General features: G+C 63.9%; 20 protein-coding genes. 13 read left to right on the top strand and 7 right to left on the bottom strand.

Annotated features, from left to right (window positions below; genetic code table 11):
* The 4 genes from VFZ66_12310 to VFZ66_12295 all read right to left on the bottom strand — a co-directional run.
* Positions 1-322, bottom strand: a 322-nt coding sequence (locus tag VFZ66_12310; protein HEX6289970.1) for an alpha/beta hydrolase, incomplete at its 3' end; no start/stop codon positions are given.
* 93 nt (positions 323-415) lie between these two features.
* A complete protein-coding gene (gene leuS, locus VFZ66_12305) occupies positions 416-2,878 on the bottom strand; it encodes a leucine--tRNA ligase (protein ID HEX6289969.1) in 2,463 nt (820 codons plus the stop codon).
* 173 nt (positions 2,879-3,051) lie between these two features.
* Positions 3,052-3,999, bottom strand: coding sequence for an ADP-ribosylglycohydrolase family protein (locus tag VFZ66_12300; protein HEX6289968.1), 948 nt, complete (start codon positions 3,997-3,999; stop codon positions 3,052-3,054).
* Between the two features lie 4 nt (positions 4,000-4,003).
* Complete coding sequence (locus tag VFZ66_12295; GenBank protein ID HEX6289967.1) at positions 4,004-4,753, bottom strand: class I SAM-dependent methyltransferase; 750 nt, start codon at positions 4,751-4,753, stop codon at positions 4,004-4,006.
* Positions 4,754-5,232: 479 nt separating this feature from the next.
* Between VFZ66_12295 and VFZ66_12290 the strand changes: the two genes are divergently transcribed.
* Complete coding sequence (locus VFZ66_12290; GenBank protein HEX6289966.1) at positions 5,233-6,258, top strand: hypothetical protein; 1,026 nt, start codon at positions 5,233-5,235, stop codon at positions 6,256-6,258.
* A 167-nt stretch (positions 6,259-6,425) separates the two neighbouring features.
* Here the strand turns inward: VFZ66_12290 and VFZ66_12285 are convergent, their stop codons facing one another.
* A complete protein-coding gene (locus tag VFZ66_12285) occupies positions 6,426-9,020 on the bottom strand; it encodes an EAL domain-containing protein (protein HEX6289965.1) in 2,595 nt (864 codons plus the stop codon).
* A 528-nt stretch (positions 9,021-9,548) separates the two neighbouring features.
* Between VFZ66_12285 and VFZ66_12280 the strand changes: the two genes are divergently transcribed.
* The 4 genes from VFZ66_12280 (at position 9,549) to VFZ66_12265 (ending at position 13,538) form a co-directional block, all read left to right on the top strand.
* Positions 9,549-10,415, top strand: coding sequence for an SLATT domain-containing protein (locus tag VFZ66_12280; GenBank protein HEX6289964.1), 867 nt, complete (start codon positions 9,549-9,551; stop codon positions 10,413-10,415).
* 76 nt (positions 10,416-10,491) lie between these two features.
* On the top strand, positions 10,492-11,817 hold the full coding sequence (locus VFZ66_12275; GenBank protein HEX6289963.1) for a tetratricopeptide repeat protein: 1,326 nt from the start codon (positions 10,492-10,494) through the stop codon (positions 11,815-11,817).
* Between the two features lie 112 nt (positions 11,818-11,929).
* The gene (locus VFZ66_12270; protein ID HEX6289962.1) at positions 11,930-12,460 is read left to right on the top strand and encodes a hypothetical protein; all 531 of its coding nucleotides are present in this window, start codon (positions 11,930-11,932) and stop codon (positions 12,458-12,460) included.
* A 7-nt stretch (positions 12,461-12,467) separates the two neighbouring features.
* Positions 12,468-13,538: a pentapeptide repeat-containing protein gene (locus VFZ66_12265; GenBank protein HEX6289961.1), complete on the top strand. Its 1,071-nt coding sequence runs from the start codon at positions 12,468-12,470 to the stop codon at positions 13,536-13,538.
* 151 nt (positions 13,539-13,689) lie between these two features.
* Here VFZ66_12265 and VFZ66_12260 read toward each other — a convergent pair whose 3' ends face one another.
* A complete protein-coding gene (locus VFZ66_12260) occupies positions 13,690-13,923 on the bottom strand; it encodes a hypothetical protein (GenBank protein ID HEX6289960.1) in 234 nt (77 codons plus the stop codon).
* Positions 13,924-14,011: 88 nt separating this feature from the next.
* Here VFZ66_12260 and VFZ66_12255 point away from each other — a divergent pair, with 88 nt between their 5' ends.
* Entirely contained in the window at positions 14,012-15,199 is a 1,188-nt protein-coding gene (locus tag VFZ66_12255) for a class I SAM-dependent methyltransferase (GenBank protein HEX6289959.1), read from the top strand.
* Positions 15,200-15,217: 18 nt separating this feature from the next.
* On the opposite strand, the gene VFZ66_12250 is transcribed toward VFZ66_12255, so the two are convergent.
* On the bottom strand, positions 15,218-15,772 hold the full coding sequence (locus VFZ66_12250) for a general stress protein (protein HEX6289958.1): 555 nt from the start codon (positions 15,770-15,772) through the stop codon (positions 15,218-15,220).
* 208 nt (positions 15,773-15,980) lie between these two features.
* On the opposite strand from VFZ66_12250, the gene VFZ66_12245 reads away from it, so the two are divergent.
* The 7 genes from VFZ66_12245 to VFZ66_12215 all read left to right on the top strand — a co-directional run bounded on the left by VFZ66_12245 (position 15,981) and on the right by VFZ66_12215 (position 25,583).
* Positions 15,981-18,950: a PD-(D/E)XK nuclease family protein gene (locus tag VFZ66_12245; protein ID HEX6289957.1), complete on the top strand. Its 2,970-nt coding sequence runs from the start codon at positions 15,981-15,983 to the stop codon at positions 18,948-18,950.
* Positions 18,951-18,980: 30 nt separating this feature from the next.
* Complete coding sequence (locus tag VFZ66_12240; GenBank protein ID HEX6289956.1) at positions 18,981-20,366, top strand: M14 family metallopeptidase; 1,386 nt, start codon at positions 18,981-18,983, stop codon at positions 20,364-20,366.
* A gap of 187 nt (positions 20,367-20,553) precedes the next feature.
* On the top strand, positions 20,554-21,204 hold the full coding sequence (locus VFZ66_12235) for a protein-L-isoaspartate(D-aspartate) O-methyltransferase (GenBank protein ID HEX6289955.1): 651 nt from the start codon (positions 20,554-20,556) through the stop codon (positions 21,202-21,204).
* A 277-nt stretch (positions 21,205-21,481) separates the two neighbouring features.
* Positions 21,482-23,461: a PAS domain-containing sensor histidine kinase gene (locus tag VFZ66_12230; protein HEX6289954.1), complete on the top strand. Its 1,980-nt coding sequence runs from the start codon at positions 21,482-21,484 to the stop codon at positions 23,459-23,461.
* Between the two features lie 78 nt (positions 23,462-23,539).
* Entirely contained in the window at positions 23,540-23,905 is a 366-nt protein-coding gene (locus VFZ66_12225; protein HEX6289953.1) for a response regulator transcription factor, read from the top strand.
* Positions 23,906-24,100: 195 nt separating this feature from the next.
* Positions 24,101-24,862, top strand: coding sequence for a 2-phosphosulfolactate phosphatase (locus VFZ66_12220; protein HEX6289952.1), 762 nt, complete (start codon positions 24,101-24,103; stop codon positions 24,860-24,862).
* Between the two features lie 82 nt (positions 24,863-24,944).
* Positions 24,945-25,583: a hypothetical protein gene (locus tag VFZ66_12215; GenBank protein ID HEX6289951.1), complete on the top strand. Its 639-nt coding sequence runs from the start codon at positions 24,945-24,947 to the stop codon at positions 25,581-25,583.
* Positions 25,584-25,684: the final 101 nt, after the last annotated feature.

Genomic DNA, 25,684 nt, shown 5'->3' with positions numbered 1-25,684 from the left:
GCACGATCGGCGCTTTGAGGCCGAGCGCGACCATCCAGGCATCGAGCAGCCGCGCCGTCGTCTCGATCGCGTAGCCGTCGGGCGCGTCATCGGTCAGGCCATGGCCCGGCAGATCGGGCGCGTAGACGTGAAAGCCCAGCCCGGCGAGAAACGGGCCGACGCGCCACCAGCCGCGCGCGTTGCTGGTAACGCCGTGCCAGAGCACAAACGGCGGCCCGTGATCGCCCCATTCGAGATAGCGCCAGGCGATGCCGCCAGCAGTGACGTGCTGCTCCGTGGGCGATAGGCCGTCTTCGCAGCGCAGCCCGGTGACAATTTTCATGGCAGCCTCAGGCGAGAACAAGGGAACAAGCGAACAAGGGAACAAGGCAGTAACGAATGTAAGTCTTTGTTCTTTTGTTCTTTTGTTCTTTCGCTACTTCACAACGATATTGACCAGCTTGCCGGGCACGACGACGATCTTGGCGACCTGCTTGCCGTTCATGCTGGACTGAACCTTGTCGCTTTGCAGCGCCAGCGCTTTGATCTGCTCCTCCTGCGTGTCGAGCGGCACCGTGATGCGGTCGCGGACCTTGCCGTTGACCTGCACGACCAGCTCCAGCGCCTCGGCGGCGGTCAGCGCCGGATCGTAGGCGGGCCAGGGCTGCTGGTGAACGCTGAACTCGCCGCCGAGACGCGACCACAGCTCCTCGCTGAGGTGCGGAGCCATGGGAGCCAGCAGCAGCACCAGCGCGCGGATCGCCTCCTGCCAGGCATCGGTGCCGTAGACCGCCGTCTCGCGCGCCTTGTACAGCTCGTTGACGAACTCCATCAGCGCGGCGATGGCCGTGTTGAACGCGAAGCGCTCCAGGTCGTCGCCAACCTTCTTGATCGTGCGATGGGTGACGCGCCGCAGCGCTGTCGGGTCGCCGCCCGACGCGGAGGATTGGCCGCCTTTGGCCTCCTCGGTGACGGCGTTCCAGGCGCGGTTGATGAAGCGCACGACGCCCTCCATGCCCCGGCTGTTCCACGGCCCGCCCTGGTCCCACGGCCCGATGAACATCAGAAAGGTGCGGACGGCATCAGCGCCGTAGCGCGCAACCAGATCGTCGGGATCGACCACGTTGCCGCGCGACTTGGACATTTTTTCGCTGTCCTCGCCCAGGATGATGCCCTGATTGAAGAGCCGCAGCATCGGCTCGTCGAAGCTGACGAGGCCCAGATCGCGCATCACCTTGGTCCAGAAGCGCGTGTAGAGCAGATGCATCACCGCGTGCTCCGCGCCGCCGGTGTACTGATCGACCGGCAGCCAGTGCTTGCCGATCTCAGGGTCGAAGGGGGCCTGCTCGTAGTGCGGCGACAGATAGCGGTACTGGTACCACGACGAGTCGACGAAGGTATCCATCGTATCGGTGTCGCGCTCGGCAGCGCCGCCGCACTGCGGACAGGTCGTGAAGCGCCAGGTCGGGTGCAGCTTGAGCGGCGACTGGCCGGTCGGCACGAAATCGACATCTTGGGGCAGCGTGACGGGCAGTTGATCTTCCGGCACGGGCACCTCGCCGCACTGCGGGCAGTAGATCATCGGGATCGGCGTGCCCCAGTAGCGCTGCCGCGAGATCAGCCAGTCGCGCAGCCGGTAGTTGACGGCGGCCTTGCCTTTGCCGTGCGCCTCCAGCCAGGCAATCGCCGCTTTGACGCTCTGGCCCTGGTCTTTGCCCGCCGGAGTGCCGTCGAGCGGCCCTGAGTTGACCATCACGCCATCGCCGGGCCATGCCTCGGCCATCGTCCGCCCATCGAGCGCCGCGCCTTCGGGCTGCACCACAACGACGACCGACAGATCGTACTTGCGGGCAAACTCGAAGTCGCGCTGATCGTGGCCGGGCACCGCCATGATCGCGCCGGTGCCGTAGCCCATCAGCACATAGTCGGCGATCCAGATCGGAATGCGCTGATCGTTGGCCGGATTGATCGCATAGCCGCCGGTCCAGACGCCGGTCTTCTCTTTGTCGGTGCTGAGCCGCTCGATCTCGGTTTCGCGGCTGGCCTGGAGCTTGTACGCCTCGACCGCCGCGCGCTGCTCGTCGCTGGTGAGCTTATCGACCAGCGGATGCTCCGGCGCGAGCACCATGAAGGTTGCGCCCCAGAGCGTATCGGGCCGCGTGGTGAAGACCTCGATCGGATCGCCCTGCTCGGTGTGGAAGATCACCTGCGCGCCCTCGGACTTGCCGATCCAGTTGCGCTGCATGGTGACGATCCGCTCCGGCCACTCGACGCCGCTGAAATCGAGCAGCTCATCGGCGTAGCTGGTGATGCGGAAGAGCCACTGATCCAGGTCTTTCTTGATCACGGGCGTGCCGCAGCGCTCGCAGACGCGCTCCTCGCCCTTGACCTGCTCGCGGGCCAGCGTCGTATTGCACGACGGGCACCAGTCGACCGGCGCGAAGGTGCGGTAGGCCAGGCCCCGCTTGTAGAACTGAATGAAAAACCACTGGTTCCAGCGATAGTACTCAGGATCGCACGAAACCATCTGCTGGTTCCAATCGACCATCATGCCCATCGCCTTGAGCTGAGTGCGCATGTAGTCGATGTTCGAGTAGGTCCAGATCCTGGGATTGATATTCCGCTTGATCGCCGCGTTCTCTGCGGGCAGCCCGAAGGCGTCGAAGCCGATCGGGAAAAACACGTCGTAGCCGCGCATGCGCTTGTAGCGGGCGCTGGTGTCGCTGGGGCTGTACGCATACCAGTGGCCGATGTGCAGGTTGCCGCTCGGATACGGCAGCATCGTCAGGGCATAGTGCTTGACCCCCTCCGGGCGGGGATGGAACCGATAGATGCCGCTCTCTTCCCAACGCTGTTGCCATTTCTTCTCGGTAGCAACAGGCTCGTATCGCTCTGCCATTATGTCTGCTCCTCATCGAACAATGTTTCAAGTTTCAAATTCCACGTTTCAAATTCCACGTTTCAAGTTTCAAGCTCAACGTTCCGGGTGCCATGCCGGGGTACCCTTTGGGTCTGGCACCCGCATGGCACCCGGTTCTCGGTTCTTAGTTCTCCGTTTGTTCTTTGTTCTTCCTAAAAAACTACCCGCCTTTGCTCGGCCAGTTCGAGCAGCCGGTCGGCCAGCGCGCTCAGCTCATCGCGGCCTTGCAACGGCTGAAGCCACTGCTCAGGAATTGCGGAGTAGCCCCAGTAAGCTCCGGCCAGCGCGCCCGCTACCGCGCCCTGCGTATCGGCATCGCCGCCCGCGTTGACGGCGGCTTTCACGGCCTCCTCAAAGCTATCGTGTGCCAGCAATGACCAGACCGCGATGCGCAGCGTATCGAGGACGTAGCCCGTCGTGGGCAGCGTATCGGAGCGCACATTGGCGTGGATCGTTTCGAGCACGCGGGCAACCTCGGCGGCGGCTTTCGGCTCGCGCCGGATGCGCTGCGCGACACTGCTGACGGCCTCGGCGCTCGACATGCCGTGCAGCAGATGATGAATCAGCAGATTGACGGCCATGCTGCCGCTTCCGGCCTGCGGGTCGAAGTGCGTGATCAGCGCCTCATCGCGCGACGTATCCATCAGCCGACGCTGATCGTACAGGTAGCGCAGGGCGATCGGCGCGCAGCGCATGATCGTGCCGTTGCCCGCGCTCTTGCCGCTAAACTGCCGATGCGCTCCCAGCGCGGCGGTCGGCAGCATATTGCCTTTGGTCCAGGCTCTCAGCGCGGCCCGTGTGATCTCGCCGACATCTTTTGGATTGGTCTGGAGCCAGCCGACATAGCGCGCGGCAACGTCGTCGACATCCAGATCGCCACACGCGACCAGACTTTCGGCGAGCAGGCGCGCCATCGCGGTATCGTCGGTCGTCTCGCCGGGCTTGAGCTTCAGCCAGCCGCCGCCGATCATCTTGCGCAGCGGGCCGCCGTACGTTCGCGCGATGTCGAAGCGGCTCATAAACTCGACGGGACCGCCGAGGGCATCGCCGACGGCCAGGCCAACCAGACAGCCGCGATACCGATCTTGCAATGTCGTCATGCTTTTACTCTTTCTGCGCGATATAGATCAATCGGGTTGCCGCCGGATGCGGCGGCTCGTCCTGCGGCGTGCGCCGCTCGACCAGCTTCAGCCCGGCCTGCTCGATCGCAGCCAGCATCTCGTCGTCGCTGTGGGCGCGCTGCCGGTGCGTCTCCGAGCCGCGCTGCCAGATGTCGCTGGCGGCCTCGCGCGCAAACCAGATGATCCGCCCGGTCGCCAGGCGCGTATCGGCGGCGTAGCGCAGACGATTGAGCACCAGCAGATCGTCACGGTCGGCGGTGATGACATACTGCCCGGTCCATGCGGTCGTATACTCGTAGGGCGTGTTCACGTCGGCGATAACGTACCCGCCCCGGACGATCGACCGCGCCAGCGTGCGCCAGGCAGTGCCCAGGTCCGCGATCGACGTGAGATAGTTCAGCGTATCGTAGAACGCGGTCGCCAGCTCGCCGGGCTGCTCGACCGGAGCGCTACACAGATCGGCCTCATGCCACGCGATCCGGCCTGCTGGCTGCGGGCGGCGACGAGCCAGCGCCAGCATCGCCCGCGATCGATCGATGCCCTGGACGTGCCAGCCTGCCTGGGCAAAGGACACCGCAGCCGCTCCATCGCCACAGCCCCAGTCGACGACTCGCCCCTCGGCGACGCCGCGAGCGGCGAGCCAGCCGAGCGTCCAGCGCGCCATCCGCTCGCTCCAGGCTCCCTGGTTCATCTGCCGATAGATCGGCGCGTATGCCTCGTAGATCCCCCGCATAACAAAAAAACCTTCATCCCGCTCAGGGACGAAGGCGCGCTCCGTGGTACCACCCCGATTTAATGCGGATCCCACAGCCCAGCGCGGCCCGATCCTGCACTCACTCGTTGCGCTATAACGGGCGAAACCCGTCGCCGACTACCGCGTGTCCGCCTCACCGACGCTGCCCATGAGCGAGTTCGGCACCATCTTGCGATCTTCCACCAGCCGATCGCTCTCTGTGCGCGTGCTTACTACTCTCATGCGTCGCTTCTGCCGCAAGTGTACCACGCTCCAGATACCACAGCAACCGACCGTAACTTGCAGGGGTTTAAGATCGTTTACAGAAGTAGTACTGTAGTACTGTTACGAATCATGACCTGATGCGGAATCGCGGCGCATGTTTGGACGACGGCGGATGCGATCCTGTATCAGCGTGGGGATCGCCGGGGGCATCCCCGACCGACGGCGTGCTAGCAACATCGATCACGGGATAGACGATGAATTGGCTTCTCACACTCTGGCATAGTATTCGGCCAGCGCAGCGCCTGCACCTGCTTCTGCTGAGCGTCTGCCTCGTCGTAGGCAGCGGCGTCGGCTGGATCGTGGCGAACGGCATGACCTTCTCGATCAGCCGCCGCACCGGGCTGGTCATGCTCAGGCCGACAGCGACGCCGAGCGTTCTCGATCAGCACATCGATCTTACCGACCGCCGACAGGAAAACGCGCCAGAATCAGCGCAGACGACGCCAGCCGAGAAAAGTGTCACGGATATGGTGCTGGATTTCTTCGGCCTCGATTCGGGACCGTCCGCGCCTGCCGCCGAGCCAACGCCTCAGGTTGCGATCGGCGCGGTGATCGGCGTGGGAGTCGAGCCGACGACGCTGATTCGTCGCACGGGAGTGCCCGCCAGGGCCGCACCGGGCACCGCCGGATCGCCAACGCCGGGAGCGAAGCGCGCCACGCCCACGCCGCGCCGGGGCCGCACGCCAGGTCCAGCGGCGGGACAGCCCACTTCGACAGCCGCTCCGGCAACAGGCCAGGCAACGCCCGCCGCATCGCCCACGAGGAATCCCGGCAGCGGAGCGACCGCTCAGCCGACGCGCGTGCCCGGGCACGCGCCAGCGCCCACCAGCACGCCCAACAGACCGCCCTCGGACGATCGCCCGACACCGATCCGCACGGCGACACCACAGCCTGGATCGACCGCCACGCCAGTCCGCTCGGCAACTCCGCTGCCGCGCCCGACCGCCACGCCCATGCCGGGCAACACCGTCATTCCGGCGACACCCGCTCCGAAGCCTCCGCAGACGCCTGTGCCGACGCCAACCAGCACGCCGCGCCCCACGCGCACGCCTGTGCCAACCCCGCTGCCGGAGCCGACCGAGACGCCTGTGCCAACCCCGCTGCCGGAGCCGACCGAGACGCCGCTGGAGCCGACCAGCACATCCATCCCTGAAGCGACGACGACGCCACAGCCCGATCCAACCGATGAGCCGAGCCCTGAGGCGATCGGCGGCGAATAACGCTCAGCGTTTCGAGTTTCAAGTTCCAGGTTTCGCGTTCAGGCCCTCACCCCCGGCGCTGCGCTCAGCACCCCTCTCCAGGCCGGGTGCCCATGCGGGTGCCATGCGGGTGCCCGCTGGGCATGGGCCATGCCACCCGGTGCTTTGTTCTCCGCCGTCCCTCTCCGTCACTGCGCGCTCGCGGCCAGCAGCGCGCCTTCCAGCAGCGCAGTCACCACATCGCCGGGCAGCGGACGACCAAAGTAGTAGCCCTGGCCGCGCGTACACTCCAGCTTCTTGAGCTGTCTCAGTTGCTCGACGGTTTCAATGCCCTCGCCGGTGACGCTCAGATTGAGCGCCTTGGCAAACGCGATCACCGCGCGAACGATCGCCGTATCCTCGACGTTCAGGCCCAGCCCGGCCACGAACGAGCGATCGATCTTCAAGGTATCGACCGGAAAGCACTTCAGGTAGCCCAGCGAGCAGTAGCCGGTGCCGAAGTCGTCGATGGCAAGCTGAATACCCAGGCGTTTCAGCTCGCGCATGATCGCCCCGTTCCGCTCGCCGTCTTGCATCATCATGCTCTCGGTAATTTCCAGCTTCAGGCTGCGAGGATCGAGGCCGGTTTTACGCAGCGTAGCGGCAATCTGCTCGACAAGCTGCGGATGCTGAAACTGCCGCGCCGACAGATTGACGCTCATCACCAGCGGCGGCTCGCCCGGAGCCAGCATCTGCCACGCGCGCACCTGACGGCACGCCTGCTCCAGCACATGCTGACCGATCTGCATGATCAAGCCGGTTTCTTCCGCGAGCGGGATGAACTCGCCCGGCGACACACGGCCACGGCTGGGATGATCCCAGCGCACCAGCGCCTCGACCTCGCACATCTTGCCGCTGACGAGATCGACCACCGGCTGATAGACCACCGTGAACTCGTTGCGCTCCGTCGCGCGGCGCAGGTCCGTCTCAAGCGCCAGGCGCTCCTTTGCTCGCGCGTTCATGCTCGGATCGAAGAGCGCGTACTGCGCCTTGCCCTGCGTTTTCGCGCGGTACATCGCCAGATCCGCGCTGCGCACCAGATCGTCGGGACGGCAGTGCTCTGCGCTGCTGATGACGATCCCGATACTGACCGTAGTAAACACCTCGTGGTCGTCGAGCGTCAGCGGCGCGCGCAGAACGTCGTGGATACGCTCCGCGACATGCACCGCATCTTTGACATCGGAAATATCTTCGAGCAGCACGATAAACTCGTCGCCGCCGAGACGCGCCACGGTGTCGGCGGGCCGGACGCAATCATGCATCCGCTGGGCAACGGCGCGCAGCAGGTGATCGCCCACCTGATGGCCCAGGCTATCGTTGATCACCTTAAAATTGTCGAGGTCCAGAAAGAGCAGCGCGACGCTCTTATGATTGCGCTGTGCCCGCTCCAGGCCATGCGTCAGGCGCTCCATGAAGAGCACGCGATTGGGCAGATTCGACAGCGGATCGTGGAAGGCCAGGTATTGGATCTGCGCCTCGAACATCCGGCGCTCGGTGACATCGCGGGCGATACACACGATTTCTGGCGAGCGCTGGCGGCTGCTGATCAGACGAGCGTGTACCTCGGTATAGCGCAGCCTGCCGTGCTTATCCAGCAGCGCCAGATCGAACGATCCACGCTCCTGCCGCCGCTGGCGGATCGGCTCCAGCGCCGTCACCGTCTTGGCCCAGCTTCCAGGCTCGCTCAACTGCGCCAGCGACACCCCCAGCAACTCCTCGGCGGTATAGCCCAGCAGTTGCGTGCCATAGCGGTTGATCGAGGTCAGCGCCGCGTCGAGGTCGAGCGTAAAGATCAGATCGTTGGCATGATCGAACAGATCGTGGTAGCGCTCCTGCTCCTCGGAAACCTGCTGAAAGAGCCGCGCATTCTCTAGCGCGATCGTGGCATAGTCGGCCAGCGCCGCCAGCAGGTATTGATCGTGCTCCGTGAACTGGCGCGACTGTTCGCAGTTGCTCATGCCCAGCACGCCGATCGCCTCATGCCCGGAGATCAGCGGCACCTGGAGCAGCGACTGTGCCAGGAAGTTGGTCTTGAGCTTAAGACCGCCCTCCGCCTGCGAGCGGTGCAGGCGGAGCGGCTGGCGCGTGCGAACGACATGTCCGGCAAAGCTATCGTCGATCGGCACGCGAAAGCACTGCACACGATCCTCGCCCAGATTTTTAGCCGCGCGCAGGTACATCTCGCCGCTCTCACGATCGACCAGCAGCAGCATGCCCTCCTCGGCCCTGGTCAGGTACACGCCCGCCTCGACGATCCGCTGCAAGACCTGTTCGCGATCGAGCAGCGCCGTCACCGACTTACCGATCGCCGAGAGGATCGACTGTTCGCGCACGCGCTGCTGGAGCGTCCGATCCAGATCGGCCTTCTCGCGGCGCAGCCGCTGCTCGCGCATAGCGCGCTCCACGGCGACGACGACCTCATCGTCGGCGAACGGCTTAATCAAGTAGTTGCGCGCGCCGTAGCGGAACGCAGCGACCGCCGTCTGCTCGGAGCCGTGCGCCGTCATCAGGATCACCGGAATCGTCTCATCCAGCTCGGCGATCCGCTGCAAAAGCTGCAAGCCGGAGGCATCGGGCAGTTGGAGGTCAAGCAGAATCAGATCGGGACGGCTGCTGCGCACCTGCACCAGGCCATCCCAGCCGGTAGTGGCGACCTGTACGGCATAGCCGTGCTGGGGCAGAATACTATGCGCTAGCAGCGAGGCGACGTGCTCGCTGTCGTCGATCACAAGAATATGTTCCATCGTTCCGGTTCCTCGCTCCCTGGAGCCTGCTTGGCCGATGCGACAACCTCTGATGAGCCGGGCACGCGGCGTGCGGCGCGGCAGTTCGATTCGCACGTCGTATAGTCGTTGGTTCTATCTTGCATGAAAGGATTGAGGAGCTGCTCTCTACCGCATGAGATGGGAGTCCTGCCTCGTAGATTCACTACTATGATTACTCTACCAGGATCGTATGACAAGCGCTAGTAGAACCAATCAGCGGTGAGACACATGGACGCCTGGATACGCCACAGGTGGATCGAGTTCTCGCGGATGGCTTAATCCCGCGCTGAGGATGCGGGGATACTCTACACCGCGCAGCTATGGGGCGCGTCGTACAAAGGTCTGAATCTCAGACGATGATCGATTGCCGCCTCGGTGTATAATCGCTGCATGTCGTAAAGTCCCACGTTTTCTAACGCAATGTCAGTCCAGGGCTTGGGCACCCCACATCATGCTCATCCTGTCACCGATCCAGACAGACAAGGCTTATCCGGAGGATCATCTCACATGGCAAAGCGTAACCCCGCCCCACCTCATCCGTTCCCGACCTGGGATGCCACAAATCCGACAGAGTCGCTCAAGGGTGTCTATGAGTGGGCAGCCAAGAATGGACAGGATCAGATCAGGTGGTATCAAGAGAAGAAACGGTCGAAACGACGAGGCTCGCTCTGGATACGCGCGCTCTCAATCCTGTTCGTTGCCATCGGCGGGCTGTGTCCACTCATCGATGCTACCGACCTCTTTGCAGATAGCACCACCTGGCTAAGCGGAACAAGCTTAGGCCAATGGGGCTACGTCTTCTTAGCGCTAGCCGCCGCCTTGATCGGCTATGATCGATACTTCGGCCTATCGACGGCCTGGATGCGCTTTATCGTCACACAGCTCTCGATCGAGCGGGCGCTCAAAGAGTTTCGGTACGACTGGCTTATACTGCTGGTTCAGCAAGACTCGACCGAGATGAACATTCCTGTGCTGCTCCAAAGAGCCAAAGATTTCACCCTCCAGGTAGAGAACCTCGTCAGACAGGAAACGGATAGCTGGGTTCTGGAATTTCAGAGTAATATCGCTCAATTGGAAAAAGTGCTAAAGACCGAGGCCGAAGCACGCAAGCCTGGGAGTATCAGAGTCGTCGTGGCAAATGGCCGAGATTTTGATAGGGTCTGCATACGGATGAACGATGCCCAGGTGAAGGAACTCGTCGGTGTGACCGAAGGCATCATCGATGGCGTTCCGCCGGGACGATACGAGATCGTGGTTGTCGGCAAGAAAGGCAGCGCCGAGCCCAGAGCCGCGAAAGTTGTCGAGGTGCAAGCCGACGCAATGGCATTGGTCGAGCTGGCCTTGCCGACTCCTGTGGCTGTGCCGATCCCCTAGGGCGCTGCGGGCGCGGAGAGCTGCCCGTGAGGCTGGCTGGTAAACCAAGAGAACCGTCATCCCCCAAGGAGTACATATGCGCTATCGATGCTGCCTGGCTCTTCTTGTCGTCTTGCTCGGCGTGCTGGGTGCTTCCACGGCGGCGGCGCAGACCACCACACCGCCAGCATCCACGCCGACCACAGGAGCGGCTGGCACGCCCGTGGCATCGCCCACGGCGATCGATGCTCAGGCGGTTCTGAAGCGCGCCGACGATGTTGCAGCCCTGGCGAAGGAGGCGGCGGAGCAAACGAGCAGAAATGCCGATCTGATGGAAAAACTGGTCTGGTTCTTGGGGATTGTCGTAGCGCTGGTCGGCGGCACGTTCGGCGTATTCGGCATCAAAACCATTCGTGATATACGCACCAGCATGCTCAGCACGGTGAAAGAATCGCAAACAACGCTCGACGAATACAAAACCAACCTGGAATCCTCGCGCGCTCAAATGAAGGCCAATATTCAGGAGCTAGACGCTGCCCGACAGCTTCTTCAGACCATGCAGCAGCAGCTCGATACTACGCAACAAGAGCTTAATCAGCTTGGCGTCTCGGTGAAGCGCCAGTTTGCCGCCACCCAGGCATCGCTCAAGATGATGAGCCTGGGCAATCAGCGGTTTAGCGAGGGCAACTACGACGAAGCGATTGCCGCCTACCAGCGCGCGCGCAGCCTCCAGCCGAACGATCCCGAAGCCAACTATCGCCTTGGACGGGCCTACAGCAACGCCGGACGTTACGGCGAGGCGATTCAACTGCTCAAAGAGGCGCTGAAAGCACGTCCGGACTTTGCGGAAGCCACGATGGAGCTTGGACTGGCCTATCGTCGGCAAGCCGACCAGGCGACGAGGGCGGAAGAGCGCGCGGCCAGCTACCGCCAGGCCGAGGATTATCTCAAACGAGCGATCACGTTGCGCCCGGACTTTGAAGATGCCTTAGGCGTGCTCGGCGGTCTTTACCGGCGAACCAGGCGCTACCAGGAAGCGCTGCAATATTATGGACAGGCCACGCTGGTCGATCCGAACTCATCCTATGCGCTAAGCAATGTTGCAAGCCTCTCCTGGTTTCTGGACGAGATCGACAATGCCCGCCGTTACTTTGTGCGCGTCGAGGAGGTTGCAAGTAGCCGCATTTTGATCGGACGCGAGCCGATCTACTGGGATTTATACGATCGTGCCCTGGCGCGGCTGGTGCTGGGCAAGCAAGCTGAGGCAGTGGAAGATTATCGACGCGCGATCGAGCTAACACCGCACGCTGAGAATATAGGCAGCGTCCTTGATACTATGCGCTTCCTGATGCAGGCGAAACGGCCAATTGAAGGCCTGGATCAAGCGCTCGCTCTGATCGAGTCGCGGCTCCAGGTACATTGAACGTTTCGGCTAGCGGCATAAGGACACCGACCACCCAGACGCACGCGAAAGTAACCTTCGAGGCTGATCATCCTTCGGAGCAACACCTGACAAAGCATAGATAGGGAACACGATGATGCGGATTGGCATTGTAGGCCATCGATTTTTTAGTCGGCCAGACGCTGCGGCATTCGTTACTCAGCAATGCCTGACTATTTTGCGGCAAGCGCAGGCCGCATACGCTGATGTCACAGCGCTGTCGGCCATCGCCGAAGGAGCAGACTCTCTTTTTGCGGAAGCTGCGCTATCGCTGAATATTCCGCTTGAGATCGTGCTTCCCTTCGAGGAATATGCTGCTGATTTTACAGGTACCATGGCAACAGCGTGCTATGCTCGGCTGCGTCGAGCGGCCTGTAAAGAAACACAGCTCGCGTACATCAGCCGCTCCGAAGAAGCCTACGTTGCGGCTATGCACTGGGTAGTCGCACACTCCGATGTGCTTATTGCAGCCTGGGATGGCGGGCCTGGTCGTGGCAGAGGTGGTACCGCCGATGCGGTGAGACAGGCCGTGCTTAGCGGACGGGATTGGATTCACTTAAACGTGGATGACCTATCGACCACCTTCCATGTGAGGCAACCATCAAGATATGTCTTTGAAAGGTAGGCTGATCATGATAGCCCAGAGTAAACGCTCTATCAGAGCGCGGCGGCGATCAGGCTTAAATCAGTTTATCATTATCGGTTTGATCGTTCTTCTCATATGCGCAATGATCACAGTGACGTACCTGTCGCAGATTCTTGTGGAGCGCGATGCCTTTACCTTCAATCCACCGCTCAACGTATCCACGCCAAAGGAACAGTACGAGATCGCGAAGCTCGCAGCAGAGATTCGGCAAATCCGCAGTGATACCAGCGGTAGCCTCTTCTGGCTCAAGCTGATCGCCCTGTTCGTCACCGTCGGCGGGGCGGTCGGAGGCTATCTCGTAGGACAGAGCCAAATAACACATGAGCGTTTGAACTTCGAGCATCGCAAAGATGTAGACGCCACCTATCAGGGAATCGTGCAGGAGCTATCGAGTACAGAGCCGATTCTCCGATCGGCGGCAGCGGTCAAGCTCGGCTCGATTCTCAAAGCCTTTCCCGTCGAATGGAACGTAAAGGATGAGCGACGGGACGAGCTGATTCAGCTAACCAAACAGGTCTTAGCGGCTGCATTATCCATCGAAGAAAACGATAAAGTCTTGAAGAGCCTGACCATTGCGCTCGTGCTGCACAAACCCTGGGAAAACAGCTCGACTGACAAGGAGAAGCAGCGCCTTGGCGATGTACGAGAGCTTGATCTCTCTGGAGCAAATGCCTGTGATGCCTACTGGGCACGAGTCGATTTTTCGTATACCGACTTTTATCGAGCAAATTTAGAGCTGGTATCATTCCGCAAGTCTATACTTCAGGGCGCGCAGTTCCGCGAGACGAAGCTAAAGGACGCGGTGCTCATTGAGGCAAATTGTGAGGGTGCCAATTTCAAGCTAGCAGACTTGCGCGGCGCGGATTTCAGCCAGGCCAGGCTTTTCAAGGCCAACTTTGAAGGGGCGAAAGTGCATGGCGTCAACATGAGCGGCGCTGAGCTTGGTGCTAATCCCAATGTTAAGGTCGATACCTCTGAAAAAGGCGATGGCTCGCAGATGGTAGACTTTGCAGATTGGCTTGCCGCGCATGCCGCAGACATCACACGAAGAGCTTAAAAAACCATCTCAGTTGGCGCAAAACACGACCCGGCAGGCGCAAGCAGATGTGCCAGCACCGCGCACGCCCCACACAATCAGATGATCTCCACGATCGCATTGTGTGGGGCACGCAAGGAATGCACATCTTCGCTAAGGCGCAGCCTCACGGTCACGTCTGGCGCGGGCGCATGTACACCGTCTCGCCGCCCTCAGGCCGCTCCTTTTCGATCTCGCCCTGGTAGGCCAGCGCCTCAAGGTGCGTCTTGGCCTCCTCGGTCGAGCAGCCGACCTGCTGCGCCATCTGCTCGACCGAAAACTGCTCGTTGGGATGCTCCCGCAGATAGTCGAGCATCCGCTGCGCGGTCGGTCCCAGCTCCTTGCTCGAATGGGGAATTCCAGACATAGCACCACCTCCTGATCGTCACTCCTTGTCAGAGCACAGCCCATGCCAGTGCTTGACCCAACGCACGGCCCGTGCTACAGTCGAGCGCATGTCGTTTGAAATCAACCTCAAGCCCGGTCGTGAGCGATCGGTGGTCCAGCGCCACCCGTGGATCTTTAGCAGCGCGATCACGCCCGGCGGTCGTGTGCCGCCCGATGGCGCGGTGGTGGACGTGCTGAGCAGCGGCGGCGACTGGCTGGCGCGCGGCACCTGGAGCGGCAAATCGCAGATTCAGGTGCGGCTCTGGACCTGGAGCCAGGACGACGCGGTCGACGGCGAGCTGATCCGGCGGCGGATTGCCCAGGCGATCGAGGGGCGTCGCGCGCTGGCGAGCGATCCCGCGACCAACGCCTACCGCCTGGTCTTCTCCGAGTCCGACGGCCTGCCCGGCCTGATCGCCGACCGCTACGGCGACTACATCGTTGCGCAACTGCTGACCGTCGGCGCTGCCATGCGCGCTCAGCCGATCGTCGAGGCGCTGGTTGCGCTGATGCAGCCGCGCGGCGTCTACGAGCGCTCCGACACGGATGTTCGGGCGAAGGAGGGGCTGGAGCCAGCCGCGCGGCTGCTGTGGGGCGAGGCTCCCGCCGGGCCGATCGAGATTCTGGAGAACGGCCAGCGCTATCTGGTCGATTTTATCGGCGGGCACAAGACCGGCGCGTACCTCGATCAGCGGACCAACCGGCGGCGGGTGGCGGCCTACTGCCACGATGCCGACGTGCTCTCGTGCTTCTCGTACACAGGCGGCTTCGAGCTACAGGCGGCAGCCGCGGGCGCGCGCAGCATCACGGCGATCGATAGCTCGGCAGAGGCGCTGGAGATCGCCGCGCACAACTTCGAGCGCAACGGCATCGCGCTGCCGGTCGAGCGGATCGAGGGCAACGTCTTTAGCGAGCTGCGCCGGTTTCGCGCCGAGGGCCGCAGCTTCGACGTGATCGTGCTCGATCCGCCCAAGTTCGTGCAGCAGCGCAGCCAGCTTGAGCGCGCCAGTCGCGGCTACAAAGACATCAACCTGCTGGCGATGCAACTGCTGCGGCCTGACGGCATCCTGGCAACCTTTAGCTGCTCCGGCCTGGTTTCGATCGACCTCTTCCAGAAGATCGTCTTTGGCGCGGCGGTCGATGCCAGGCGCGGCGTGCAGATCTTGGAGCGGCTGATGCAAGCGCCCGATCATCCGGTGCTGCTGACGTTTCCCGAAGCCGAGTACCTGAAGGGCTTGATCTGCCGCGTGGTCTGAGCGGACGCGCTGCGCGGCCTACATTGGCCGTGGCTGCGGATGAACGTCGATCTCGTCGGCCTCGTGCAGCGCCAGCACCTCGCGCGCCCGGTGGACCTCGGCGGAACTGCGCGCCGTCACGCCCAGCACGATCTGTCCCGCTTCGAGCGCCTGGCCGTAGCGCCGCGTGCGCTCCTGAGGCACGCCCAGCGCGACGAGATGCGCTACCCGCTCGCCGAGCGCCGATCCCAGCGCCGCGCCGCCGATCGTCGTTGCCAGCACGCCGACGCCGAGAAACGGACCAAGCGCCGGGATCGAAAAGAGCGCCAGACCGCCGAGCAGCCCGGCCAGACCGCCGAGCGTCCCGCCGATCGCCACATCCTCGCCCGTCTCTTCGGCCTCACGATCCAGCTCCACGACCTCTTCGGGCGATGCCTGAGTGGCATCGCGGTGCAGCACCACCGAAAGCTGCTCTTCGGCAAAGCCCTGCTGCTGCAAATCCCGCACGGCAGCCTCCGCCCGCGCCTGATCGTCAAAGATCGCCACGATAAGCTGCGTCTGATGCGGCGATGGTGGTTGCATGTCTGTCATCATACTGCCTCCAGCAACGATGTGATCTCGTAGTCGTCAGGCCGGGGGTCTGGAGGAGTCCCCAGATATTCCTCATCCTGAGCCGACTCCAAAAATGTCTCCTGACCATGCTCTAGGGTTCTGCTTATTAGACAGCGCCGCAAGGACTATGCCGCGCGTTGTTTCAGGCGGCGACGGCGTGTATAATCGCACTGCCAGAAGTAGGGATTTCATGCCTCAACGCCAGATCTTTTGCGCCGCGTACCGCTGCGGCAAAACCCAACGCCTTGTGGATGTTGCTGCCGCCGCGCTGCGTTCCGGTATGCCGCACACCCAGATCCTCGCGCTTGCCGTGCATCGTCCGGCAGCCGCCGTGCTGCGCGAGATGCTCCACGCTGCTACCGGACGCGACATTCCGACGACGACGCTACGCCAGCGCGCGCTGGCGATCCTGCAAGACACGCCCGCTGCGGCTCAGCTTCCATCGGGCTGGAGCGAGGCGGCGCTGCTGTCGGGGATCGATCGGCGCCGCCTGATGCGGCAGGCGTGGGCGCGTGTGGGCGCGGAGCACCCGTCGCTCTTTGCGCGGCGCGGACATCAGCCGGGCGCGCTCGATTGGCTGGCGCTGCTCTTCGATCGCTTCAGCGATTGGTGCGGTACCGCCGATCCGCATCGTCTGCCCGATCTGCGCCCCGCCGACGCAGGCTTGGCCGAGCTATGGCACGCCTATCGCGCCTACCTGCATCTCTGCCGACAGCACGGCGTTGTCGCCTTCAACGAGGTCTTCAACCGCGCGGTCGACGCGCTGCGCGTGCCTGAGGTGCGACAGAACCACACACGCCACCTGCTGCTGCTGGACGATCTCGATCTGTGGCAGCCCGCCGAGCTGCTCTTTGTCGCGGCGCTGATCGGGCCGCAGAGCGATGTGTACGCGGCCTGCGCCAACGCGCCGCACGCCGACAGCCCCCTAGCGCTTGAGCGGCTGCTGCATCGCTGGACGATGCGGCACGCGCTCCAGCCTGTGACGATCGACGCGGCAGCGCCGCCCGCGCCGGAGATGAGCGTCGGCGAGTACGCCACGCCCGACGCCGAGGCTCATGCCATCGCACGCCGGATCGCCGCCCTTACGCGCGCCACAGGCCAGCCCGACGACGCTGCGATCGTGGCGTTCGATCCAGAGCTGGTGCCGCTGCTGCAACGAGCGCTGCCGCAGTATGGCCTGCCGGTTCAGGGCCAGACCCCGCGCGATGGCTATACGCTCGCGCTCGCGCCGCTGGCCGTCGCCGGACTCAAGCTGCTTACCGAGCAGCCGCTCACGCCAGCGGAGACGATCGCGCTGCTGCAACATCCTGCGCTTGGCCTGAGCATCGCCGATGCACACGCTGCGGTCGAGGCGGTCGAGCAGCAGCGCTTCCAGCCGTTCGCCCTCGACGATCAGCGCTGGCCCGCCGCGCTCTCCGCCGCCGGACGCGAGCGCCTGACGGAGATGCGATCGGCCACCGCAGCCGCGCGCACGGACGATCAGCCGCCGAGCGCGCAGATCCAGCGCTGGCTGGCGCGTCTCGATCTGGATGCCCGCGCCTGGGAGCAAAGCGCTACCGTGCTTGAGCCGTGGGCCGTCATGATCGACCGGCAGCACTGGACGCGCCTGCTGGACTTCTTGCGCCAGTCGGAGGCGCTCAACGCCACGCTCGGCACGCCGCTGACGATCGCCGATGCGGTCGAGGTCTTCACAGCGGCGCAGGCGCTGATCCCGCCGCAGGGCCAGCCTCACGCCCACGCGATCCCGATCTGGCAGCCGTCGGCGCTGGGTGGCTGCACCGCGCGGCTGGTCTTTGCCGCCGGATTGCACGAGGGCGCGCTTCCACAGCCGATCCAGCCGCTGCCGCTGGCCGACGATACCGCGCTGATCGAGGCGTTCGGCGCGCTGCCCGGCTTTGTCGCGCCGCAGCATCAGGATCGGGCTGCCGCCTGGGAGCGGGCCACGCACGATCTTCAGCGTGTCGTCGGGCGAGCGTTGGAAGCGATCCATCTATCGTACAGCCGTACCGACCGCCAGGGCCGCGCGCGGTTGCCGTCGCCGGTGCTGGCCGCGACGATCGGCGCGTCGCTCGACCGCCACGGACGGCTTCAGTGCGCCGAGGGTCGCCCGCCGGTTGAGACAGCGCTGCCCGACGAGCGCGCCGACACGACCTTCACGCTGTGGCCGCAATCGTTTGTGACGGACAGCCTGATCGCAACGCAGCCGTCGCTCGACCTGCCGCCGCTGCCGGTCGAGTCGCCGTTTCAGGTCAGCCCCTCGGCGCTCGAAGATTATTTCACCTGTCCGCGCCGCTGCTTCTACGCCCGCATGCTCGGCCTGTACGACGTGGTTTCGTCGCCGCGCCAGACATTAGGCCAGGTGGTCCACGACGCGCTCAACGATCTGCTGCACGAGTCGCAGGGCGCTGCGATCGACGAGACTGGTGCCCGCGCGCTGGTCGCCCGCCACTGGATCGCCGACGACCACCGCTGGGGCTCGCGGCTCAAGCAGATAGTCTTTCGCCAGTTGGCCGAGCAGGCGGTCTTAAACTATGCGCGCTACGAGGCCGAGCGCGCCGAGCACACGACGTTTCTCGGCGGCGAGCTGCGCTTCCACTGGCCGCTCCCCGACATCGACACGATCATCACCGGGCGGCTCGACCGCATCGACCGCAGCGCGGCGGGCCTGCACGTGATCGACTACAAGCTCGGCCAGCACAGCCCGTCGATCAACGATCTGCTGGGCGAGTTCGTGCCGCCGCGCGATCCGCAGCAGGCAGCGGCGTGGCGGCCCGGCGATATTCAACTGCCGGTGTACGCGCTGGCGCTTGAGCAGGGCACGATCGAAGGGCTGGAGCTACAACCCGGTGAGCGCGTCGCGACCATGACGCTGGTCTATCCGCTCGCGCTCTACGGCGACAGCGGCAGGCTCAGCGCCAGAGGACGGCGCGAAATCAGGCTGATCGACCACCGTGACGAGGCATGTCCGGCGTGTGCCGCGCAGCCGGAGCGCAGCCCGAAAACTGGTACACTGTGCCGGGAGCAGCTTGCCGCTGTCGAGCAGCGCGTGCGTGAGGCGGTGCTGCGTATGCGCGCCGCTGAGTGGCAGCCTGATCCGCGTGAGGGCAGCCAGACCTGCGCGGGCTGCGCGTTTCGCCCGATTTGCAGCGATCCGCAGTAGCCGCGCTTGAGCAAGGAACGATAGACGGTTTTGGAAGAGCGAGTTATTCGATCGCGACGATTCGCGCAGTGGGCAGGGATGCGGCCCAGGATCGTGGGCACGTTTGGCCTACTGCTGACGCTGTGGTTTGCGCTGTTCGGCCCGGCGCTGGCGCAGAGCACACCGCCCGCCGTCGTCGATCTGACGCTGGGCACCTCCGCGCAGGGACGCCCGATCAGCGCCGTTCGCATCGGCAACGGCCCGCGCAAGCTGGTGCTGGTCGGCGCGACGCACGGCTTTCCTGAGCGCAATACCTTCGAGCTGGTAGAGCAGCTTGCCGCGCACTTCCGCAACGATCCCGCGCTGGTGCCGTCGGGCGTGCGGCTGTACATTATCCCGCTGCTCAACCCCGACGGCCTCGCGCTGGGACGGCGGCAAAACGCCAACGGCGTCGATCTGAACCGCAACATGGACACCAGCGCCGACGCCTGTCCTGAGAACGATTGGAGCCAGCGCGTGTCGGGCGCGTACGGCATCGTCTCCGATACCGGCGGGCCGTACAGCGAGTCGGAGGTCGAAAGCCGCCTGATCCGCGATTTTCTGCTGGACGCCGACGGCGTGGTCTTCTTCCACTCCAACGCGGGCGTCGTCTTTCCGGCGTGCGATCACCAGCCATCCATCGCGCTGGCAAAGATCTTTGCCGATGGCGCGGGCTATGCCTTCCTTCCCAAGTGGGATCGCTACCCGATCACCGGCGGCATGCACGATTGGGCGGGCGGCCTGGGCATCGCCGCGATCACGCCTGAGCTGGTCACGGGCGATCAGCCGGAGTTCGCGCAAAACCTGGGCGGCATTGAGGCGCTGCTGCGCTCCGCCGAGGGCCTGCTGCCACCGCCGCAGCCGCAGACTATCGGCGGCTTTGCGGTTCAGCCGATTATCTGGCGGGCCTGGCGAGCCTGGGGCGGCGAGAATCTCTTCGGCATGCCGCTCGCGCCGCCGGTCGAGACGGGCGACGGCTGGACGCAGCTTTTCGAGCGGGCGATCTTTGAGTACAAGCCCGCACAGAGCGATACGACCGCCGTGGTGCAGATCGGTCTGCTGGGACGGCAGTTGTTCGATCCGGGCGTGCTCGTGCCCGAAGCGCCACGACCCGACGCGCGCTTCTTCGCGGAGACGCAGCACAACGTCGGCAGCCTCTTCGCCGACTTCTGGCAGATCAACGGCGGCATGCCGATCTTTGGCCTGCCGCTGGCCGCCGAGGAGCAGACCATCGACGAGCGCGGCGCGCCGATCGTGCGGCAGGTCTTCGAGCGCGCCGTGCTTCAGCGACCGCTCGACGCTACCAGCGTGCTCGATGTGCGGCTCGCGCCGCTTGGCCGCGTCCTCTGGGCACAGGCCGATGCGAAGTCGCCGGAGTCCAGCGTGAGAGTGCGGTGATGCGCCGTCAGGCCGGGGGTGTGGGGTGGCCCCATCATTATTTTCTCCCCCTCTGAACAAAAGAACAAAGAACAAAGAACAGGGAGGTCGGCTTGCTTTGTTCTTTGTTCCGCTGTTCTTTGTTCTGTCGTCTCCCCGCGCGGCATAGCTCTTGCGGTACAGCGATCGGAAAAAGTGAGCGAGAGTTATGAGCCGCGAAACAGAGCGACGCTCGATGATCCGCGAGCAGCTCCAACGCCGCAATATTCACGATGAGCGAGTCTTGCACGCGATGTCGGTAGTGCCCCGGCACATGTTCGTCCCGTCCGAGCTGGACGAGCACGCCTACGCCGACAATGCCCTGCCGATCGCCGAGAACCAGACGATCTCGCAGCCATACATCGTCGCACTGACCGTGACCGCGCTTCAGTTGCAGGGCCACGAGCGAGTGCTGGAGATCGGCACCGGCTCAGGCTACGCGGCGGCGGTGCTGGCGCAGCTTGCCGCCGAGGTCTGGACGATCGAGCGTCACCGATCGCTGGCTGAGGGTGCGGCGCGACGACTGGCCGAACTGCGCTATACCAACGTGCATGTGCTGCTTGGCGACGGCACAGGCGGGCTGCCCGAACATGCTCCCTACGACGGGATTGCCGTCGCCGCCGCCGGGCCGCATGTGCCCCGGTCGCTGCTCGATCAGCTCGCGCAGGGCGGTCGGCTGGTGATCCCGATTGGCGACCGCGACGAGCAGCGGCTGCTGCGCATCGTGCGCACGCGCGACGGGCTGCGCGAGGATTCGCTCGGCCCGGTACGCTTCGTGCCGCTGGTGGGCCGTGAGGGCTGGCAGGACGAGGGCGAGTAGCCGCAGCACAGCGAAGCTGGCGTATCCGCCGCATTCCCCCGCTGGCGGAGCTGCCACAAAATCGACAGCCGATCGCGCGTTTTGCCGCCTCCAAGTCGGTATAATGCACATCGAACCGGAGCAAGTACTCGATCGCCCTGCCCAGAGATCATCTGCACAGCAAGCGATTGCGTAGATCACCATCCATCGTGTCCCGCCGAATGTTGCGACGATCACCTGAGGATAGGCTTACCTGTAGCATGGTCGCCGTGGATCAGCACGGCGGCGAGGATGAGATATGCACCATCAACCATTGGCTCGGCACATTCAGGAGCTTCAGCGGCAGGTTGCCAGCCTTCATCGCCAGATGAGCGCGGCGCATGCGCGGCAGGCGAGCGCCCTCGCGGCGCTCTTTGCCACGATCGGCACGGCGCTGGAGAAGCTACGGCAGATCGAGACGAGCCAATCGTCACAGGCGGATCGATCCTCCACCCACGAGCATTTAGGTCGAACAACCGGCAATGGACACGTGCGGGCGGCGCTGCCAGCAGTGGACTCGCAGCCGTATGTGGTGGGGCTGGAGCGTACAGCCGCTCTTACCGAGAGCGAGCAGGCCCGGCGCTACCAGCCCCAGATCATGCAGATCATCACCGACAACGCCACTGCGGGCCTGTTCATGATGGATGCGCAGGGCCGCTGCACGTTTATGAATCCCGCCGCCGAGCAGATTACGGGCTACACGTTTGCGGAGATCGAAGGCCAGATCCTGCACGACATGATTCATCACACCCACCCTGATGGCACGCCCTACCCGATGGCAGAGTGCCCGATCGACCGCGCCCTGCCGCAGAATAATCAGATGCGGGCACATGAAGATGTGTTCGTGCGCAAAGACGGAACATTCTTTCCGGTAAGCTGTGCCGCCAGCCCGATCATCAAGAACGGCGTGCCCGTCGGAACCGTGATCGAGGTGCGCGACATCACCGTGCGCAAGCGGGCCGAGGAAGAGCGTACACGACTGTTTGAGGCCGAGCAGCGGGCCGTGCGCAAGGCGCAGCAGCAGGCGCAGCAGCTCCGCGGCCTGACCGCCGCATCGATCGCGGTCAATGTCGCGCTCTCCGTCACCGATGTGCTGCAACTGATCACCGAGCAGAGCCGCCAACTGATCGGCGCGCATCAGGCCGTCTCCAGCCTGACCGTCAACGAGGACTGGGCACAGGCGATCACCACGATCTCGCTCTCCGACAAATATGCCGCGTGGCACGACTACCACGCGCCGACGAATGGCTCAGGGATCTATGCCGAGGTCTGCCGCACCAACGTGCCGCTTCGCCTGACTCAGGCTGAGCTGGTGGCGCATCCGGCATGGCGTGGCTTCGGCGCAGAGGCTCACGCGCATCCGCCGCTGCGCGGCTGGCTGGCCGTGCCGCTGATTGGCCGCGATGGCCGCAACATGGGCGTGCTTCAGCTCTCCGACAAGTACGAGGGCGACTTCACGCCTGAGGATGAGTCGATTCTGGTGCAGTTGGCGCAGATGGCCTCCGTCGCGCTGGAGAATGCGCGGCTCTACACGGCGGCGCAGGACGCGATTCATGCCCGCAATGAGTTCTTATCGGTCGCCTCTCACGAGCTGAACACGCCGATCACCAGCCTGCGCGGCTATGCCCAACTGCTGATACGCCAGATCGACAAAGGCGGCGAGATCAACATGGAGCGCATGCAGCGGGCGCTTCGCTCGATCGACCAGCAATCGACCAAGCTGGTCGAGCTGATCAACCAGTTGCTCGACATCTCGCGGATCGAGTCGGGCCGTCTGATCCTCAAATGTCAGCCGTCGGATGTCGCGCAGCTTGCCCGTGAAATCGCCGCCAGCCTGCAAGCGACCACCAGGCAGCACGATCTGATCGTCGAAGCGCCCACGCCGATCATCGCCACCATTGATCCGCTTCGGCTGGAGCAAGTGCTGACCAACCTGATCGGCAATGCGATCAAATATAGCCCTGCGGGCGGGCCGGTTGTGATTGGCGTCGCGCAGCCAGCGCCCGACGCGATCGAGATCAGCGTCACCGATCGGGGCATCGGCGTTTCGCCGGAGCATCGCGCTCACATCTTCGATCGCTTCTACCAGGCGCATGGCGCGGGGCACTTCGGCGGTATGGGCCTCGGATTATTCATCAGCCAGCAGATCGTCACGCTGCACGGCGGGCAGATGCTCGTAGAATTTCCGCCGGAGGGCGGCACCCGCTTTGTGATCAAGCTTACGGCACCTGGATCATAAGCGTCTTGGAGGAAACCGTAACCGCATGAGGGACAACGTCCGCATTTTGATCAGCGTCTTGGAGGAAAACATAACCGCATGAGGGACAACGTCCGCATTTTGATCGTCGAAGACGACGAGAGCATCCGCGATTTTATCGAGATGGGCCTGGAGGATGAAGGCTACCAGAGCGCGGTTGCCGCCGATGGCGCGATAGCGCTGGCGCTGATTCCAACATATCGGCCCAACATTATCCTGCTCGACCTGCACATGCCGAATATGGATGGCCGCACCTTTGTCGATCTGTATCGCCAGACGCCCGCGCCCCACGCCAGGATCATCATGCTGACCGCCTCGCGCAACCCTACTACGGCGGCGGCGGAGATTGGAGCCGATGGCCTGCTCGCCAAGCCGTTCGATCTGGACGACCTTTACGCGACGATCAAGGCGTTCCTGCCCGCATAGTTTCGCGTTCCAGGCCCTCACCCCCGGCGCTGCCGCGCCGCCCCCGCTCCCATTTCATAGGAGCGGGGGCGTAGTGCTTGCCTGGTGCTTGATTCCCGGTTCTCGGTTCTCGTCCCTTTGTGCGCCGGGTGCCCATGCCCGGTGCCCGCTGGGCATGGCACCCGCATGGCACGCGGTGCTTTCGTTTGTTCCCTTATGAGCGCGACAACCTTTTCACAAGATCCCTATCGCTGTCGGCTGGAGTGGGGTAGAGCGGGCGCACGCCGGGCGGCGGAGCGCGGCGATCTGCTGGTCGTCGTGGATACGCTCAGCTTTTCCAGCACTACCGTGACGGCGGTTCAGCATGGCGCGATCGTCTATCCCTGCGCCCACGACGAAGATCCGGCGATGCTGGCGCGGCGCGTCGGCGGCGAGGTAGCAGTAGGCCGGGGCGATGTGCCGCACAGCGGGCGGTTCTCGCTGTCGCCGCTGACCTATCTTGACGTAGCGCCAGGCACGCGGATCGTCCTGCGCTCGCCGAACGGCGCGACCTGTAGCCGGTACGCGCCGCAGGTGCCGCACCTGTTCGTCGGCGCGCTGCTCAACGCGGCGGCGGTCGCGGCGGTGGTTGCCGATATGCTCGAATCGACTGAGGCGCGCGTGACGCTGCTGGCCTGCGGCGAGCGCTGGGCCACGTCCGGCGAGGATGGCGCGCTGCGCTTCGCGATCGAGGATGCACTGGGCGCGGGCGCGATCCTGTCGTATCTGCCCTATCCTAAATCGCCTGAGGCGCGTGTGTGCGAGGCCGCGTACACGGCGATGCGCGAGGATATAGGGGCGCTGCTGTGGGAGTGCGGCAGCGGTCGCGAGCTGCGAGAGCGCGGCTTTGGCGGCGACGTGGAGCATGCCGGACGGCTGAATCTGTATGACGCCGTGCCGGTGATGCGCGGCGCGTGCATCGAGCGCTGGCGCGGCTGATTCGCGCAACAAGGTGCTAGCCAGCGGCGTACAATGTACAATTGCCGGTAAGCGTTATGTCATTTCGTGAAATGGATACAGCATGATCCCTGGACTTCCCGACCATACCGAGGCCAGCCAGCGTAACGAGGCGTTCGAGTTCATCAAAGCCTGGCTCGGCACAGCATTAGCCTTCGCAATCCTGTATCGCGGCCTGCCGCTGCCCTTTGTGACGATCCTGCTGATCACCGGACTTACCGCCGGGCTGGGCGTGATCCTGCACGAGTGGGCGCACCGCGTGGTTGCGCGCTACTTCGGCGCGACCGCGCACTTCGTCGCCAACGATGCGATGCTCGTAATCTCGATCCTGATCGCCTTTTCGGGCTTTCTCTTCGCCGCGCCCGGCGCTGTCTGGCACAGCGGCTGGCTCACCAAGCGGCAGAGCGGCCTGATCGCGGCGGCTGGCCCGATCACCAACATGATCCTCGCGCTGCTCTTCGCGGGAGCGTTCGTGCTGGCCCAGAGCATCGCCGCGTCGCCGCTGATCGTCGTCGGGCTGGCGCTGGGCTTTTCGATCAACGCGCTGCTGGGAGTCTTCAACATGCTGCCCTTCGGCCCGATCGACGGCGCGAAGGTGCTGAGCTGGAACGGCGCGGTCTTTGGCCTGCTGATCGGCATCGCGGCGCTGATCGCCTTTGGGCTGCCGCGCATCGAGGCGCTGGGCCTGCCGCGTATGTTTTAGCCCGCCGATCGACACATGTCCTCATGATCGATGAATCATACCTGCATGTACCACTTGACAAAGTTTTAACATATGTGTATAGTTGGGGTATTCGATCGAAT

The organism is Herpetosiphonaceae bacterium, assembly GCA_036374795.1.
Taxonomy (GTDB): Bacteria; Chloroflexota; Chloroflexia; order Chloroflexales; family Kallotenuaceae; genus LB3-1.
The sequence above is the reverse complement of the archived record's forward strand: the minus strand, read 5'-3'. Positions and strand labels throughout refer to the sequence as shown.

Excerpts from the sequence above, each read along its gene's own strand:
- leuS (HEX6289969.1), bottom strand. The coding sequence starts at position 2,878 with ATGGCAGAGCGATACGAGCCTGTTGCTACCGAGAAGAAATGGCAACAG.
- VFZ66_12300 (HEX6289968.1), bottom strand. The coding sequence starts at position 3,999 with ATGACGACATTGCAAGATCGGTATCGCGGCTGTCTGGTTGGCCTGGCC.
- VFZ66_12295 (HEX6289967.1), bottom strand. The coding sequence starts at position 4,753 with ATGCGGGGGATCTACGAGGCATACGCGCCGATCTATCGGCAGATGAAC.
- VFZ66_12290 (HEX6289966.1), top strand. The coding sequence starts at position 5,233 with ATGAATTGGCTTCTCACACTCTGGCATAGTATTCGGCCAGCGCAGCGC.
- VFZ66_12285 (HEX6289965.1), bottom strand. The coding sequence starts at position 9,020 with ATGGAACATATTCTTGTGATCGACGACAGCGAGCACGTCGCCTCGCTG.
- VFZ66_12280 (HEX6289964.1), top strand. The coding sequence starts at position 9,549 with ATGGCAAAGCGTAACCCCGCCCCACCTCATCCGTTCCCGACCTGGGAT.
- VFZ66_12275 (HEX6289963.1), top strand. The coding sequence starts at position 10,492 with ATGCGCTATCGATGCTGCCTGGCTCTTCTTGTCGTCTTGCTCGGCGTG.
- VFZ66_12270 (HEX6289962.1), top strand. The coding sequence starts at position 11,930 with ATGATGCGGATTGGCATTGTAGGCCATCGATTTTTTAGTCGGCCAGAC.
- VFZ66_12265 (HEX6289961.1), top strand. The coding sequence starts at position 12,468 with ATGATAGCCCAGAGTAAACGCTCTATCAGAGCGCGGCGGCGATCAGGC.
- VFZ66_12260 (HEX6289960.1), bottom strand. The coding sequence starts at position 13,923 with ATGTCTGGAATTCCCCATTCGAGCAAGGAGCTGGGACCGACCGCGCAG.
- VFZ66_12255 (HEX6289959.1), top strand. The coding sequence starts at position 14,012 with ATGTCGTTTGAAATCAACCTCAAGCCCGGTCGTGAGCGATCGGTGGTC.
- VFZ66_12250 (HEX6289958.1), bottom strand. The coding sequence starts at position 15,772 with ATGATGACAGACATGCAACCACCATCGCCGCATCAGACGCAGCTTATC.
- VFZ66_12245 (HEX6289957.1), top strand. The coding sequence starts at position 15,981 with ATGCCTCAACGCCAGATCTTTTGCGCCGCGTACCGCTGCGGCAAAACC.
- VFZ66_12235 (HEX6289955.1), top strand. The coding sequence starts at position 20,554 with ATGAGCCGCGAAACAGAGCGACGCTCGATGATCCGCGAGCAGCTCCAA.
- VFZ66_12230 (HEX6289954.1), top strand. The coding sequence starts at position 21,482 with ATGCACCATCAACCATTGGCTCGGCACATTCAGGAGCTTCAGCGGCAG.
- VFZ66_12225 (HEX6289953.1), top strand. The coding sequence starts at position 23,540 with ATGAGGGACAACGTCCGCATTTTGATCGTCGAAGACGACGAGAGCATC.
- VFZ66_12220 (HEX6289952.1), top strand. The coding sequence starts at position 24,101 with ATGAGCGCGACAACCTTTTCACAAGATCCCTATCGCTGTCGGCTGGAG.
- VFZ66_12215 (HEX6289951.1), top strand. The coding sequence starts at position 24,945 with ATGATCCCTGGACTTCCCGACCATACCGAGGCCAGCCAGCGTAACGAG.